Genomic DNA, 16,950 nt, shown 5'->3' with positions numbered 1-16,950 from the left:
AAGCCCTGAAAGGGCGGAAGAGTGTTCCGCCCTTTCAGGGCTTGTTGCGTCGGGTGGCGCGTGACCCAGGGCGTTGCCCTGGGCTGACATGTGCCACCCCTTCGGGGTGAAAACCAAATCGCGGCCAAAGTCACTTTTTGAGCCGGTGCTCCCGCAGCCACAGGATTTGCCCCGTGTGGTGGCGGCCGTGCCACGCGTACAGGCCGACGGCCTCGTTCAGCGACACCACGCGGTTCGGTTCCGGGTGGAAGTACCCGCGGGCGAACTGCTCGTCCGACAGCGACCGCAGCACGTGACTCCACCGGGCGTGCAGCGCGTCCAGAAGCGTCAGCGTCACGGCCGCCGGCAGCTCGCTCGCGTCCGCCAGCGCCACGAACTGGCCGGGGTCGTAGCCGAAGATCCGCGGCTCGTCGGCCGTCAGCGCCATCTTGAACCGGATGAGGCCGTTGCCGTGGCTGTCGCCGAGGTGGTGGACGATCTGCCGGATCGTCCACTGCTTGTACACGGTCGTGTTGATCTCGGTTTCGGTCAGCCCCGCGAGCGCGGCGCGAAGGTCCGTCGGCAGCCTCGCGATGGTTTCGATCGCGGCGGCGCGTTCGGCGGGCGTCGGCGCGGGGTTGGCGACGTACGCGCCGGCCGGGTTGTCGGGCGGGGTCATCGGGGGGTTCCGAAGGGGTCAGCGGTCAGGCGAACGGGTTCGGGCCGCGGAGAAAGGCGTTGAAGTTGTTGCCGGTGTACACGACGACGGCCGCCCAGCCGTCCGGCAGGTCGCGGTAGACGCGGACGCCGACGTTGCTGGTGTACTGGCCGGTCGCGGCGTCCCGCAGGTTGAAGTCGCCGGGCCGCAGGAAGTAGACCCAGGCCGTGTTGCCGTTCGTGTCCAGTCGCATCGCGGGGACCGAAACGCCCTGCAGGTCGCGGCGGCCGGTGAACGTGACGAGTTGCAGCGCGAAGTCTTCCGGCACGGCGCGGGTCAGGTCGTTCGCGGCCAGCCAGTCGCCGGCCGTGCGATCCGGGGCTTGCCAGAGGGTGTCCTGTGCGTCCGCGAGGCGGGCCACGTCGAGCGTCGGCCGCGTCAGCAGGCCGTACCCGGCGTAGGCGGTCACGAGCAGGCACGCGGCGAGGGCGTACTTCACGGCCGCCCGCCGCCACGCCGACCGGAGTTGCCCGGCCGCGTTCTGCTTCAGCCGGTCCGCGAGGCCCGACGGCACGGGCACGTTCCGCATCGCGGCGGCCACGAGCTTGTCCTGGGCCGTCCGCTGGGCCAGCTTCGCCGCGCACGCCGGGCAGGCCGCGAGGTGGCCCCGCAGCGCGGCCGCGTCCTCGGCCGACAACTCGGACGCGCCGTCCGGCCGGTGGAAGAGCATCAGGAGGTTAGCGTGCGGGCAGTCCATTCGTCTCTTTCGCCGGCGAGAGTTTCGACCGGAGGTACGTCTTGGCCCGCGCGAGGCGGGACATCACGGTTCCTATCGGCAGGTCCATCTGCTCGGCGATGTCACGGTAACTGAATTCTTCAAAATAGAACAAGATCAACGGCGTCCGGAACGATTCGTCCAGTTCGTTCAGCGCCGCCTGCACGGCCGCCGGGTCGATCTCCGGGGCGGCCGGCGAGTCTTCCGCCGCCACGTCGCCGACCGCGTCGAACGGCACGTAACAGTTCCGCCGCTCGTCCCGGACGGCGTGCAGGTAGGCGTTCCGCAGGATGCGGAACAGCCACCCCTTCGCCCGGTCCGCCTCCCGCAGCTGCGGCAGCCGCGGGATCGCCTTGCGGAACGTCTCCTGCACGAGGTCCTCGGCGTCCGCGGCCGTGCCGCTGAGCCGGTAGGCGTATCGGTACAGTGCCTCGTAATGAGCGTCGATCAGCTCGCGCACGTCGACGGCGGACCCCATTCCGCGACCCCTCACTGAAACTACGACCCGCCCGCGGCGGATTTATTCCCGCCCTTTCGCGTGTCGGTAGACGTTACGGAGTTCGTACTTACGGGAAAAGAATTTTTCAGGGAATAAACCGGGCGGGTGCGCGTCTTCTGTGCGGAGAAGATCACGACGGGTCACCCCGTTGCCGGTCTTGTCGGGCTTGTGTAAACTTTCACAAGCTCGGAAACCCCGCGGGCGGCCACGGTTGTGGCCGTCGCGGCCGGCCGGGGGACACGGCTCCCGCCGTTCGTGGTTGACCGCCGATTCGCTCCTATCGGGGGAGTGAGATGATCGACGGCCTCCGTGTGTGTTCGGATTCGCACCCTAGTCTGGAGAACGGTTCCATGAAGAAGATCCTCGCGATCGCCCTCTGCGTCTTCGCCCTCAGCGCCGCCGTCGGCTGCAGCAGCAGCAGCAGCCCGGCCCCGGTGAAGCCGGCCGGCGGCAGCGGCAAGTAAGGCCCGCGACCGCGGACGACCTTTGACATGCCGACCGGCGACGGTCGGCATGTTGCATTTCCGGGGGGTTACGATGCGACGAATTCTCGCCGCGATCGCGGTCGGGATGATGGTGGCCGCGCTCGGCGGCTGCACCACCCGCACGGACAAGGAAAAGAATAAGGACTACGACGTGCCCCGCGCCAGCGGCAAGGCGGACGGAAAGTGACCAAATAGTAGTAGGCACACTCCGTGTGCCGTCTCGTTCATGCTGCCGGCGAGTTTCTCCGGGTCGCTGCGGCCGACAGCAGACGGCACACGGAGTGTGCCTACTACTATTTTCTCACGGGTCGTTCGCGTCCTTCTCGATCGGCTCCTCGAACCGCTGGTAGATCGGCAGGTAGCGGTACTCGACGGTCAGCGCCAGGATCGCCATGGACGTGCAGTAGCTCGGGCCGAACCGCTGGTCGTCGTAGGCGGCCTGCCCGCCGGCCTGCCACGACCCGTCGGCCCGCGGCGGGTTCTGCCGGAGCAGCAGGTTGTGCAGCCGCGGCCGGTACGCCTTCCACTCGTTGCCGCCGAGCTGGAACATCCCCTGCGACGTGTAGTAGATGCCGTAGAAGAAGTGCGCCTGGGCCGGGTTCAGGTTCGTCCGCAGGATGTACGCCCCCGCCTTCAGCACCTCCGGGGCGCGGTGGTATTCCTTGCCGCACAGTTCCATCGCCAGGATGCCGGTCCCGGTGCAGGGGACGGTCAGCTGGGCCTGCGTGGTGTACCGGAACCCGCCGGAGATCGGGTCGTGACACCGCTTGACGTAATCGACGGCCGCCTTGATCCGGTCGGCCGGCACGTCGCACCCGAGGTTGCGGGCACCCCGGAGGGCCATGAGCTGCCAGCCGGTGACGCTCAGGTCGGCGTCGAACCCGGTGAGCCGGTACCGCCACCCGCCGTTGTCCGCGTGGTTCCCCTTCCGCTGCCCGGCCAGCACGCACGTCACGGCGGCCTCCAGCCGCTGGCGGAGTTCCTCGGCCAGCTTCCCCTCGGTCATGCCCGCCGCCTCGGCGAGCATGAGCGTGCAGATGCCGTGGCAGTACATCTCCGTCCCGCCGGCCGCGTTCCCGGCGAACAGCCCGTTCCGCTGCTGCTGGGCCATGACGAACCGGATGCCCCGCTCGATGGCCTCGCCGTGCTTCCCCTCGCCGGGGACGTGGCCGGCGGACATGAACGCCATGACGGCCAGGGCGGACACGGCCGGGTCGCCGCCGCCGCCGAACCCCATGAGGCCGAGCGCGAGGCCGGGCCAGCTGCCGTCCTTGCCTTGCTGGTTGCGGAGGAAGATGAGGCCGCGGTCGATGGCCTCGTCCATCGGCTCCCGCGGCGGGGCGGCGACGCCGACGCCCGCGACGGCCAGCACCAGCAGCAGGGGGAGCGCGTGTCGCATCGGTCGCCTCGGGGCCGGGGGGAATGATTTAGTGTAAAGCACGGGGGCGGGAAAATGGAGCGGGAAAATTCGGCGCGGAATCTTGTAGGGCGGGTCAAGGCTTTGCGCCGACCCGCCGGGGGACCGCTAATTCTTGTAGGGCGGGTCAAGGCTTTGCGCCGACCCGCCGGGGGGACCGCAACCACGCGGGAGAAACGACGCACTGGTTGGGCGCGACGGCGGGTCGGCGCAAAGCCTTGACCCGCCCTACGACTCGGCCACCACCTTCAGATGCGCGTTGATCTCCGCGAGGTGCTTCCGCGCCGCGGCCCCGAACGTCGGGTGTGCCGTCACGTGCTCGAAACAGGCCCGCGCTAGCACGAGGTTGTTCATCTGGAGGTAACACGCCCCGAGGTTCGCCGCCGCCGCCGGGCCGATGATGTCCGGGTCGAAGCTCATCGACTCGTACCACCCGCTGCGGCCGAGGTCCAACAGCGTCTCCAGGTACTTCGCCGCGGCCGGGAAGTCGCCGGCCCGGTACCGTTCCTGCGCCGCCGCCCACAGCACGGGCGGCGTGCGGCTGAACCAGAGGCCGGTCAGCGTGTGGGCCTGTGGGACGCTCAGGGCCGTCCGCACCCGGCCCGGGTCGGCCGCGAGGACGTATTCCAACAGCATCCCGACCATCGGGTGCGGGGCCGCCTTCGCCCGCGGCAGGGCGGCGACGGTCGCCGCCGCCTCGGCCAGCAGCGCGTGCCCGCGGGCGTCGTTCAGCCAGAGCAAATTGCGGCCCAGCTCGATCTTGCACTCCAGGCGGTCCGGGCGGTCCTTCAACTCGGCTTCGAGCAACCGGACCACCCACCGCAGCTTGTCCGGCGTCGGCGTCGAGAGGTAGGCGTGCCGAACGACCGTCGCCTCCAGCGCCTTCACCTGCTGCCCGCGTGAAGCCGCGATCTGTTCCAACGGCGTAACGAAGTCCGGGTGTAGCCGGCCGACGTACCGCACGGCCGGGTCGCGGCGGAACAGCCGCGGCTCCCGGCCGGTCGTGCCGCGGTCCGGGTCGTCCGGGCGGAGCTGCTGCCGCACTCGAAGAGTGAAGGCAAACGCCGATTCGTCTGCCAGCCCCGCCGTTAGCAGCGGCGCGTCCGCCGGGGTGAACTCCTCGTCCGGGTTCAGCCAGAGAATCCAGTCGCCGGTCGCGGCGTCGAGCGCTTGGTTGCAGACGGCCGCGAAGTCGTCGGCCCACGCCGCGGCCAGCACCTCCGCCCCGGCGGCTTGCGCGTCGGCGACGGTGGAATCGGTCGAGCCGGTGTCGGAAACCAGGACACGGTCCGCTAAACCTTGAACGGAGGCGACGGCCCGGCCGACCGACGCGGCGTGGTTCCGGGTGACGAGGCAAGCGGTCACGGTCATCGGCGGCCCAACCCGGAGGAGCGGTCAGCCTTCAACATCCGATTTCGGTCGCGACCTGTCTATCCGAAACAATCGCGCGAAGGCACGCATCGGGTATAGCCGGTAAACGGCGGAAAGCCCACCGGCATTCGCGGCCCTTTTCTGCTTGTCCAGTTTTACTTGAGCCAGCTAATCTGAGATACTTAGGAAATTAGCGACAAAGCGCCAAACTTCCGCCCGGACCGGACCGTCGAATGTTTCGAGTCACTCCGTCCCTCCGGGGCGGGTGTTCGTCATTCCGCCCGGAAATGTGACCCCGAACTAATCCTGTACCTTCTCGGGTAGCCTCGATTATGCCCTCCAAAGAACTCTCCACGCTGTTCCGCAGTTGGGCTCACCGGGTTCGTCGTCCGCTCAAGCGAACGCCCTTCAAGAAAACCGTTCCGCTCCGCCTTCAGGCGTGCGAGGACCGGATCGCGCCGGCCGTACTCCCGCAGCCGTTCATCACGCAAACGCCGAGCCAGGTCACGTTCACGAACACGACCGCGACCAACCCGGCCCCGGAATTGTTCCACTCCGTCCAGGTCGCCGTCAGCCCGGTGGATCCGCTCCGGCAGGTCGCGTTCGGGATCAGCGGCAACGGGATGGTCGGCATCGCGTCGGTCAACGGCGGGCAGACGTGGACCGAGTTCTACGACACGGCGAACACGACCAACGGGTTCGCCAGCCGGCTCCGGGACTTCACCGTCGAGGAAAAGAACGGGCCGAACGAGGGGACGCGGCTGGACGCGGTGACGCCGTCCGTGGCCATCGACCGCAACGGCCTGGTGTACGTCGCCCACGTCCAGCGGGCGAGCGGCGCGGCCGTGACCGGGGCCGGCGTCGGGGCCGGCGTCATCGTTTCGGACACGTACAGTTTCGCCACCGGGACGACGCCGGCCGCCATCCTGGGGGCGCAGGACGTGGTCGTCTACCGGTGGGGGGCGAACGACGACGCCGCGTTCAACCCGTTCGTGGCGGTCAACAACAACATCACCTGGACCGACCCGGTCAGCGGCCTCACCCGGTCCGACGCGTCGGCGTCGAAGGCCGTGTACATCGCGTTCAACACGAACGCGACCGACACCCAGGAGAACGGGGACGACTTCAACCCGAACGTCGTGTTCGTGGCCGCGTCCACCGACCAGGGGGCGACGTACTCCGGCCCGATCCGGGCGTCGGAAGGGTACGGCGTGGCCGCCACGTCGGACAACGGGCTCAAGGCGGCCGGCCCGCAGATCGCGTTCGGCGGGCCGCAAGTCGAGGTCGGCGGGGTCGCCCCGCTCGCCCCGATCAACATTGTCTGGACGCAGGTGGACCCCGGCCCGGAGAACGCCCTCAAGGTCAACCCGTCGAAGATGTGGCTCGACCGGTCGGTGCCGACCCCGATCGGCCCGAACGGCCTGCCGCTGTTCGTGGACGTCATCTCCCCGGACTTCGACAACCCGGCGACGCCGGGGATCATCGAAACCACCCTGCCGATCAACAACTCGGCGACGGCCGACGTGTCCGCCCTGACGACCAAGACCTTCACGGTCGATTTCGACGACGCGAACACGAACGCGGGCGACTTCATTACCGACCTGAACGTCCGCGTCCTCATCACCCACCCGAGCCGCGACCAACTCCGCATCCGGCTCACGAACAACCTCGGCACGGCCGTCACCCTGATGGAGAACCGGGTCAAGACGGTGGACGGGGCGGTCCGGAACAACTACGGCAACGGCCTGACGCCGGGGGCCGCCGGCGGGGCCAACCTCGGCTTCCTGAACGGCGTCAACGGGTTCACGGTGTTCGACGACGAGGCCGCCCGGCCGATCAACGACGGGAACAACGACGCCCCGTACATCGGGTCCTTCCGGCTCGAGGACGGCGGCAACCCGGACGAGCTGCGAGACCTGTTCGACGGCAAGACGGTCAACGAACTGGAAGGCGTCTGGACGTTGGAATTCCTGGACGCCCGTGGGACCGGGACGGACCCGCAGTTCGTCTCCAAGTTCGACCTCGTCTTCACGCTCGGCATGCCGGACGGGTTCGGCACGAACAACTCGGTCACGATAAACGCCGCCCCGCGGGGGTTCGCCGACGTGTACCCGACGGCCGACCCGGCGGCCCCCGGCATGGGCGTCGGCGGGTTCGCCCTGGCCGTGGACACCAGCAAGGTCGCGCAGCAACTGGACGGGACGCCCGTGGCCGGGCTGCCGAACGGCAGCCTGTACGTCGCGTACACCAGCCTGACGAAGTCGTCCGAGGTGCAGAACTACGACATCCGGCTGCTCCGGTTCGCCCCGAACTCGACGGGCGTGTTCTCGGACGTGAAGGTCAGCGACGACTCGCTCGGCGACCAGTTCACGGAAGGGAACCGCGCCCAGTTCGCCCCGACGGCGGCCGTGGACCCGGAGACGGGGACGCTCGCCGTCACGTGGTACGACGCCCGGTTCGACGCGAACCGGACGCGGGTGGCGAACTACATCACCACCAGCATCGACGGCGGGCAGACGTTCAGCTCCCAGACGATGCAGTACGTGAACATCGACGCGAACCGGCCGCAGGACGTGTCCCAGCAGCCGTTCTTCAACGCCCCGAAGGTCGGGACGGACGCCATCACCGGGGCGAACTTCACCGTCGAGCCGGTCCCGAACAACATGGCGATCGCGACCAACCCGCAGGGGTTCGGGTCCCGGCCGTCCCTGTTCTACCTGAACGGCCAACTGACCGCGTACTGGGTCGGCAACCAGAACGCGGCCGAGACGAAGACGACCAAGGGGGCGCACCTGCTCCGGGCCGCGGCCGTCACCGGCGTCGGCGTCCGGGTCGTGGACAACAACCCGGCCAACATGAGCAGCATGGGGACGGTGCTCACCAACCGCGGGCCGGACGGCACGCCGACGCTCGCGTCGTTCAACGTCGTGTTCGACCGGCCGGTGGACCGGGCCACGTTCGGGGCCGACGACATCGTCCTGACGTTCACCGACCCGAACGGCGTCTCGTCGATCATCCCGGTCCTCAACCCGATCTCGTTCGGCGGGAACGACACCACGTTCTTCGTCCCGCTCCAGAACCCGGCGGTGGACGGCCGGAAGGTCGGCACTTACGTCTACCGGATCGGCACGGCGATCAACGACTACATCCAGCGGACGCCGGTCGGCCGGACGGGCATCTACACCTCGACCGACACGCCGATCAACGTCCCGCCGCTCGGGACGACCGGGACGGCCACGTCGAGCATCGTCCTGCCGGGGCTGGAGAACGGGTCCACGATCACGGACGTGAACGTCACCATTAACATGGAGCACACGTTCGTCGGCGACCTGCAGATCACGCTGATCGCGCCGAACGGCCAGCGGGTGCTGCTGTTCGCCAACCGGGGCGGGGACGGCGACAACTTCCAGGGGACGGTGTTCGACGACTCGGCCATGTTGGCCATCGGGGACCCGATGGCGACGGCCCCGTACATCGGCAGCTTCCGGCCGGAGCAGCCGCTGTCCCTGCTCAACGGGCTGGACACGGCCGGCACCTGGACGCTCGAGATCGTGGACCTGTTCGACCAGGACTCGGGCCGGCTGCTCGACTGGTCGCTGGCGTTCCAGCCGGCCGCCGACCTGCCGGCCCAGAGCCGGGTCGGGGTGGACCAGAACGCGAACGGGTTCGCCGGCGAGGCGGCCGACGTGTTCAACCTGACGAAGCTCAACGGCGCGGTCATCGACCGCGTGCCGCTGAGCATCCCCGGCCCGTACGTCCTCGGCGCGAGCCGCCCGGGCGTCGGCGTGGCCGGGTTCTCCGGCCCGCACGCGCCGCGGGACACGCTGTTCCTCAACAGCGGCGCGTCCGAGATCGACGTGACGTTCGACCGGGACATGCTCGCCGCCTCGTTCACCCCGGCGGACGTGATCCGGCTGACCGGGCCGTACGGGGGCATCCCCGGGCCGTTCACCGTCACCCCGGTCAACCCGGTCGGCGGCGTCACCCGCGTGTTCCGGATCGGGTTCCCGGCCCAGATCGTGGACGGGCCGTACAGCTTCGAGTTCTCGTCCGCCGTCACGTCGGCGACCGGGTTCGAGCTGGACAACAACAAGAACGCCGGGATCGACGTGACGCTCGGCACGAACTCGCTGACGAGCACCGTCCAGCAGGCGACCTACGGGAACGCGCCGGGGGCCGTGGCCATCGGGGCGAACCAGGCCGCGACGATGGTGCTGAACGTCCCGGACAGCTTCCAGATCTTCCAGAACCCGGCCATCTCGAACCTGCGGATCCAGGTCCAGCTGAACATCTCGCACGCGAACGTGCCGGACCTCCAGGCCGACCTGATCGCCCCGGACGGGACGCGGATCCGGCTGTTCACGAACGTCGGGACGGTCGGCCAGCCGCCGCGGTCGAACTTCAACAACACGATCTTCCAGGACAACGGGACGACGAACATCCAGCTCGGGGCGGCCCCGTTCGACCTCGGCACGTACGTCCCGCAGCTGCCGCTCGGCACGCTGGTCAACCGGGACGCGCAAGGGCAGTGGCGGCTGGAGGTGACGAACAACGGGGCGGTCACCGGGACGATCAACTCGTTCTCGTTGAGCCTGCCGTTCGCCGTCACCGGCAGCGGGGTCGGGGAGCCGGTCGCCGACCGGTTCCAGGCCGGGTTCCGGCTGTTCACCCAGGACCCGACGAACAACGCGACGCAGACGCAGTACACGCCGGTCGGCCCGGCGACGATCAACGGCCCCGGCGGGAACGACGGGCGGCTGAGCGCCGTGACCGTGGACCCGTCCGACCCGTCCGGCAACACGGTGTACGTGGCCGGGGCGAGCGGCGGCGTCTGGAAGACGACGAACTTCCTGACGCTCGACGCCGTCGGCCCGGTCTGGATTCCGCTGACCGACTACGGCCCGACCACGTCGTTGAACATCGGCAGCATCGCCGTGTTCCCGCGGAACAACGACCCGAGCCAGACGATCGTGTTCGCGCTGACCGGCGAGGGGCACGCCGGCTCGTCCGGCGTCGGCGTGCTCCGGTCGATGGACGGCGGGCGGACGTGGAAGGTGCTGGACAGCACGAACAACGCGGACGCCGGCGGGAACATCCTGCCGATCGCCGACGCCGGCCGGGACCGCCGGTTCGTCGGCACGAGCGGGTTCAAGATCGTCGTGGACCCGAAGCCGACGCCGACCGGCGAGGTGATCGTGTACATGGCCGTCAGCGGCGGCAACGGCGGCATCTACCGGAGCATCAACACCGGCCGGTCGTGGACGCTCATCCGCGGCGGACAGGCGACCGACGTGATCCTGGCCGCCGGCAGCGCCCCGCTGAACGGGCCGAGCCAGAACCTGCAAATCCTTTACGGGGCGTTCCGCGGGGACGGCGTGTACATCGCCACCCAAGCCCCGGCCGCGGCGAGCATGAGCCTCATGGCCGGCGGCATCGGGAACCCGAACATCCGGTCGATCGACCCGAACACCGGCAAGGACGTGGAGGTGACGGTCAACGCCCCGACCGGCACGCCGAACGGGGCCAAGGGGCGGATCGTCCTGGCCGCCCCGTTCCTGGAGAACACGGACCTTGAAAACTCGTTCTACCAGGGGTGGCTGTACGCGTTCGTGGCCACCCCGAGCGGGCAGACGGACGGGTTCTACCTGACCAAGGACTTCGGCCGGAACTGGACGAAGGTAAACGTCCCGAACTTCCTGGTCGGCACGACCACGAAGGTCGGGAACGGGACGAACGACGAGTCCCGGCCGCAGGTCGATTACTTCACCCTGTTCCCGGCGTCCGGCGGCGGGCAGGGGAACTACGACATCGCGATGACGGTGGACCCGAACAACCCGTACGTCGTGTACCTCGCCGGCCTCGGCACGCAAGGCCCGGCCCAGACCGGCAGCATCCGGATCGACGTCCACACCGTCTCGGACGCCCAGGCGCTGGTGTACTTCGACAACAGCGACCCGAACGCGGGCGTCAACATCCAGAAGCTGACCACGACCGGCGGGGCGGTGCCGCGGGACAACACGAAGGCCGTCGGCCAGAACTTCTTCAACCTGTCCCGCGACCCGGCCGCGCCGTTCGTCACCGGGTCCACCCTCCTCGTCGATAACACGCAGAACTTCGTCAACGACGGGGCGGACGTGAAGTGGATGAAGTTCTTCGGCCCGCTCGCCGGCACGGCCGACATCCACCAGATCGTGTCGTACATCGACCCGGTGACCCGGAAGGCCCGGCTCATCTACATCGGCGACCAGTCGATCGGGACCGGCGTGGACCGGGGCGACGGCACGATCGTCGGCAGCGTCGGGTTCACCCAGATGCCGTCCGCCAACCGGACCGGGAACCTCCAGGTCAACCAGCAGTACAGCGGGGCGGCCCAGCCGAGCACGCTCGCCGCGGACATCGCCTTCGCCATGTTCTACGCCGGCACGCAGGACAACGGGTCCCCGCGGTCCCGCGGGGACGTGCTCCGGACCGGGAACATCCTGTGGGTCGGGCCGGCCGGCGACACGTCCGGCGTGGCGACCGACCAGACCGGGTCCGGGACGGCCTATGCCTACCAGTGGCCGTGCTGCGGCCCGCAGTTCGGCACCGACTTCTTCCGGGTGGACTTCCCGGCCTCGGACAACGCGTTCGGCGTCGGCCGGACGACCGGCCTGCTCCGCCAGGGGATCGACGATCCGGGCGCGGACAAGGGCCAGTGGCCGCTCATCACCCAGCTCGTCGGCTACCCGGCCATCAACCCGATCGACAAGAACGGGGCGATCCTCAGTTCCGCCGAGGGGCGGTTGTACCGGTCCGTGACCCTCGCCGACCCGTCCGTCGGGGCGAACTGGTTCGTGGCCGCGGAGCCGAACCAACTCGACGGCAGCATCGCGAAGGCGTTGGCGTTCGGTGCCCCGGACCCGGCCAACCCCGGCCAGTTGAACAACTTCCTGTACGCCGGCACGAACAACGGCAACGTGTTCGTCACGAACACCGGCGGCGCGCCGTGGCTGAACATCTCGAACGGGATCGCCGGCAACGGCCAGGTCCAGGACATCGAGGCCAACCCGCGGCGGGGCAGCCGGGATGCGTTCGCCGTCACCAGCCAGGGCGTGTTCTACAACCCGAACTCGCTGGCCGGCAGCCCGTGGCAGAACATCACCGGCAACCTGTTCAGCCTCCAGAAGAAGATCTTCGGCGACACGGCCGAAGTGACCGACACGCTCGGCAGCCTCACGTCGCTGGCCGTGGACTGGCGGTACGCGATCCCGGACAACCCGGCCAACCCGTCCGGGCCGACGCACCCGGTCCTGTACGTCGGCGGCAACGCCGGCGTCTACCGGTCGCGGGACCGGGGCCAGACGTGGTCGTACTTCCCGAACGTCGCCGAGGACGGGGCGGCCGAGGACGGCGGCTACCTGCCGAACGTCGAGGTCACCGACCTCGACCTGTCGCTGGGGAACATCGACCCGGCCACCGGGCTGCCGAACCAGGGCCTCGGCGGGCTGAACCTGCTGCTCGTCTCGACCTACGGCCGCGGCCAGTTCGTCATCCGGCTGAACACGACCATCGACCAGCAGTTCAACGTCCAGTTCGAGTCCGGCCCGGTCGTCACCCGGCTGGCGAACCCGAACCCGGTCGGCGGCCCGTCCAGTAGCCTCCGCGTCGTGTTCGACCAGGCCGTGGACCCGGTGACGGTCGGCAAGAACGACTTCACCCTGCTCGACACGGCCGGCAACCCGGTCGCGATCACCGGCGTGACGGCCGCGTCGGCCACCGAGTTCGTCGTCACGTTCGCCGGCCAGAGCACGCCGGGGTTCTACTCGTTCACCGTCGGGCCGGACATCTCGGACTTCGCCGGGAACCTGATGAACCAGAACCAGAACAAGCTGAACGGCGAGGCCGACGACGCGTTCAACCGGTTCGTGTTCCTCAACGGCCTGGCGAACAGCCTGGTCGTGGACGGGCTGCCGGCGTCCGTCGTGGCCGGCCAGTCGGCCACGTTCACGGTCAGCGTCGTGGACCAGAACGGGTTCAACGTCGCCGGGTTCGCCGGCCCGGTCACGTTCACGTCCAGCGACAACGGGGCCAAGACGATGATCCCGCCGGGGTACAACTTCACCCCGGCGGACCTCGGCACGAAGGCGTTCACCGTCACGTTCACGACGGCCGGCCTCCAGACGATCACGGCGACGGCCGACGTGCCGGGCCTCGTCAACCCCGGCCAGGACGGGACCGTGGTGCTCAGCGCCCCGGCGAGCCAGTTGTTCGTCGCCGGCCACCCGACGCCGGTCGTCGCCGGGACGAGTAACACGTTCACCGTCACGGCGAAGGACCCGTTCGACAACCTCGCCGCGGACTACACGGGCAAGGTGAACATCACGTCGTCCGACCCGCAGGCGATCCTGCCCGGCCAGTTCACGTTCACGGCCGCCGACAAGGGGACGGTCACGCTGACGGCCCAACTGCTGACGGCCGGCACGCAGTCGATCTCGGCCGCGGACAGCGTGAACGTCAACCTGAACGGGACGCAGGGCGGGATCGTCGTTACCCCGGCCGCCCCGGCGAAGCTGGCCATCCTCGGCCTGCCGAACCCGTTCAACGCCGGCGACTTCAAGCCGTTCACCGTCCAGTCCCAGGACGCGTTCGGGAACCTGTCCCCCGGCTTCACCGGGACGGTCACGTTCACCAGCTCCGACCCGAACGCCGCCCTGCCGGCGGACTACATGTTCGCGGCCGGCGACGCCGGGTCGAAGACGTTCCAGGTCCAGCTCCGCATCCCCGGCCTCCAAACGGTCACCGTCCTCGACACGGCCAACGTGCTGACGAAGGCGACGGCGACGACGCTCGTGACGCCGGCGGCCGTGGCGACCTTCGCCGTCACCGGCCACCCGTCCCCGGTGATCGCCGGCACGAGCAACGGGTTCACCGTGACGGCCATCGCGCCGGACAGCTCGGTCGCCGTCGGCTACCTCGGCACCGTCCGGTTCACCAGCACGGACATCCAGGCCGGGCTGCCGGCCGAGTACACGTTCACCGTGGCGGACAACGGCAGCAAGGCGTTCGCGGCCGCGCTCAAGACGGCCGGCACGCAGAGCATCACGGCGACGGAAACGACCTCGACGATCACCGGCACGCAGGGCGGCATCGTCGTGCTGCCGGACGCCGCCCGGACGTTCACCGTCACCGGGTTCCCCAGCCCGACGACGGCCGGCGTGGCCGGGCCGGTCGTGGTCACCGCCCGCGACCAGTTCGGCAACGTCGCCACCGGGTACACCGGCACGGTGACGTTCGCCAGCACCGACGCCCAGGCCACGCTCCCGGCGAACTACACGTTCGCCGGGGCCGACGCCGGGACGAAGACGTTCACCGCCACGCTCCGGACGGCCGGCACGCAGGCCATCGGCGCGACGGACACGGTCACCCCGAGCATCGCCGGGGCGCAGGCCGGGATCGTCGTGACCCCCGCGGCGGCGGCGAGCTACGAGCTGAAGGGCCACCCGTCCCCGGTGAACGCCGGGGCGGCCGCGACGTTCACCCTGACGGCCCTCGACCCGTTCAACAACGTGGCGACCGGGTACGTCGGGAAGGTGCGGTTCACCAGTACCGACCCGCAGGCCACGCTCCCGGCGGACTACACGTTCACGGCCGCGGACAAGGGCGTGCGGGTGTTCACCGACACGCTCCGGACGGCCGGCGTGCAGAGCATCGGCGGCACGGACGTGGCGAACCCCGCGATCCTCGGGGCGCAGAACGGTATCGTCGTCCTGCCGGGGGTGGCGGTCGGCATCACGGTCGGCGGGTTCCCCAACCCGACGACGGCCGGCGTGCCGCAGACGTTCGTCGTCACCGCCCGCGACCAGTTCGGCAACGCCGCCCCGTCCTACGGCGGCACGGTCCGGCTGTCGAGCAGCGACAAGCTGGCCGGGCTGCCGGCCGACTACACGTTCACCCCGGCCGACGGCGGGGCGAAGACGTTCACCGGCGTCCTCAAGACGGCCGGGTCGCAGAGCATCAGCGTCGTGGACCTGTCCGTCCCGGCGTTCGCCTCGACGCAGGCCGGGATCGCGGTCGTGGCGGCGAGCGGCGTCAGCCTGACGCTGTCCAGCCTGCCGCTGAGCGTGGTGGCCGGGAACAACCAGCAGCTGCTGGCGACCGTGAAGGACGCCTTCGGGAACCCGGCGACCGGGTACACCGGGACGCTGCGGTTCACCAGCTCCGACCCGCAGGCCGGGCTGCCGGCCGACTACACGTTCACGGCCGCGGACAAGGGGCAGAAGCTGTTCACCGTGTCGCTGAAGACGGCCGGGACGCAGAGCTTCGCCGTCAACGACACGGCGAACAACACGATCGGGGCGGGGCAGTCGAACATCCAGGTGTTCGCCGCGGCGATCTCCCGGTTCGACGTGACCGGCCTGCCGGCGGCCGTGCTGGCCGGCGACCCGGCGACGTTCACGCTGACCGCCCGCGACGCCTTCGGCAACCTGGCGAGCGGGTACGGCGGGTTCGCCCGGTTCACCAGCTCCGACCCGCGGGCCGTGCTGCCGCCGGACACGGCGTTCACGCCGGCCGACGCCGGGGTGCGGACGTTCACCGCCCGGTTCGGGACGCCGGGCGTCGTCTCGTCCGTCACCGCGGCGGACGTGGCGAACCCGGCCGTCACCGGGTCGGCGGCCACGACCGTGCAGCCGAACTTCGACAAGGACGCGACGCTGCTCGGCAACCAGCAGTTCGCCGTCGGGACGGAGTCCCGCAGCAGCCAGCCGGTCCGGTACTTCGACTCGAAGGGGAACTTCATCTTCGACAGCTTCCCGTTCCAGTCGGACAAGGTGAACGGCGGCGGCCGGGTGGCCACGGCCGACTTCACCGGCGACGGCCGGGCCGAGGTGATCGTCGGCAGCAGCCCCGGCATGGCGTCCGAGGTCGTCGTCATCGACGGGTTCACCGAGAAGCGGGCGCTCTCGTTCGCCCCGTTCGAGGCGAGCTTCACCGGCGGCGTGTACGTGACCGGGGGGGACATCACCGGCGACGGCATCCCGGAACTGATCGTCACCCCGGACCAGGGGGGCGGCCCGCGGGTGGACGTGTACGACGGGGCGACCAACGCGAAGGTGGCCAGCTTCTTCGGGATCGACGACCCGAACTTCCGCGGCGGGGCGCGGGCGGCCGTCGGCGACATCAACGGCGACGGGTTCGGCGACCTGCTCGTCGCGGCCGGGTTCCGCGGCGGCCCGCGGGTGGCCGGGTTCGACGGCAAGCAGCTGGCGGCCGGCAAGTTCGTCAAGCTGTTCAACGACTTCTTCGCGTTCGAGCCGACGCTCCGCAACGGCGTGTTCATCGCCGCCGGCGACGTGGACGGCGACGGCAAGGCGGAGATGATCGTCGGCGGCGGGCCGGGCGGCGGGCCGCGGGTCCAGGCGTTCTCGGGGGCCGGCCTCTTGCAGAACCGCCAGGACGTGCTGTTCAACTTCTTCGCCGGCAACGCGGACAACCGGGGCGGCGTCCGGATCACGGTCAAGGACCTGGACGGCGACAAGCAGGCCGACCTCATCACCGGCGACGGGGCCGGGGCCGGCAGCCGGGTGACGGCGTACTACGGGGCGACGCTCATCGGGCCGGGGCCGCGGCCGGTCGGCTTCGAGTTCGACACGTTCCCCGGCTTCACCGGCGGTATCTTCGTCGGGTAGTGAGCCGGTACTGAGTACCCGGTACTCGGTACCGAGTACCCGACGCCCTGGCCGACCGGCCGGGGCGTTTTCGTTCCGGCGGCAAACTCGGCTTTCCATC

At 69.6% G+C, this 16,950-nt stretch carries 7 protein-coding genes; 2 read left to right on the top strand and 5 right to left on the bottom strand.

Annotation, left to right across the window (positions count from 1 at the left end; translation table 11 throughout):
- Positions 1–130 precede the first annotated feature (130 nt).
- The 3 genes from AC5JJ2_RS16280 to AC5JJ2_RS16270 are packed head-to-tail and all read right to left on the bottom strand — an operon-like array spanning position 131 to position 1,890.
- Positions 131–658: a YfiT family bacillithiol transferase gene (locus AC5JJ2_RS16280; RefSeq protein ID WP_495859067.1), complete on the bottom strand. Its 528-nt coding sequence runs from the start codon at positions 656–658 to the stop codon at positions 131–133.
- Between the two features lie 25 nt (positions 659–683).
- The gene (locus AC5JJ2_RS16275; RefSeq protein WP_495859066.1) at positions 684–1,394 is read right to left on the bottom strand and encodes an anti-sigma factor family protein; all 711 of its coding nucleotides are present in this window, start codon (positions 1,392–1,394) and stop codon (positions 684–686) included.
- Positions 1,375–1,890, bottom strand: a complete 516-nt coding sequence (locus AC5JJ2_RS16270; protein ID WP_495859065.1) for an RNA polymerase sigma factor — start codon at positions 1,888–1,890, stop codon at positions 1,375–1,377. The genes AC5JJ2_RS16275 and AC5JJ2_RS16270 overlap by 20 nt, the downstream gene beginning before the upstream one ends.
- Positions 1,891–2,448: 558 nt before the next feature.
- Between AC5JJ2_RS16270 and AC5JJ2_RS16265 the strand changes: the two genes are divergently transcribed.
- Complete coding sequence (locus AC5JJ2_RS16265) at positions 2,449–2,583, top strand: hypothetical protein (protein ID WP_495859064.1); 135 nt, start codon at positions 2,449–2,451, stop codon at positions 2,581–2,583.
- 114 nt (positions 2,584–2,697) lie between these two features.
- On the opposite strand, the gene AC5JJ2_RS16260 is transcribed toward AC5JJ2_RS16265, so the two are convergent.
- Both AC5JJ2_RS16260 and AC5JJ2_RS16255 read right to left on the bottom strand, forming a co-directional pair.
- Positions 2,698–3,795, bottom strand: coding sequence for a prenyltransferase/squalene oxidase repeat-containing protein (locus AC5JJ2_RS16260; protein ID WP_495859063.1), 1,098 nt, complete (start codon positions 3,793–3,795; stop codon positions 2,698–2,700).
- 246 nt (positions 3,796–4,041) lie between these two features.
- The gene (locus AC5JJ2_RS16255; protein WP_495859062.1) at positions 4,042–5,184 is read right to left on the bottom strand and encodes a glycosyltransferase; all 1,143 of its coding nucleotides are present in this window, start codon (positions 5,182–5,184) and stop codon (positions 4,042–4,044) included.
- A 332-nt stretch (positions 5,185–5,516) separates the two neighbouring features.
- Here AC5JJ2_RS16255 and AC5JJ2_RS16250 point away from each other — a divergent pair, with 332 nt between their 5' ends.
- Entirely contained in the window at positions 5,517–16,850 is an 11,334-nt protein-coding gene (locus AC5JJ2_RS16250) for a proprotein convertase P-domain-containing protein (RefSeq protein ID WP_495859061.1), read from the top strand.
- The last annotated feature ends 100 nt before the right edge of the window (positions 16,851–16,950 follow it).

It is taken from the genome of Limnoglobus sp., assembly GCF_059499385.1.
Note: the sequence above shows the minus strand (reverse complement) of the source record. Positions and strands in the feature narration are given on the sequence as shown.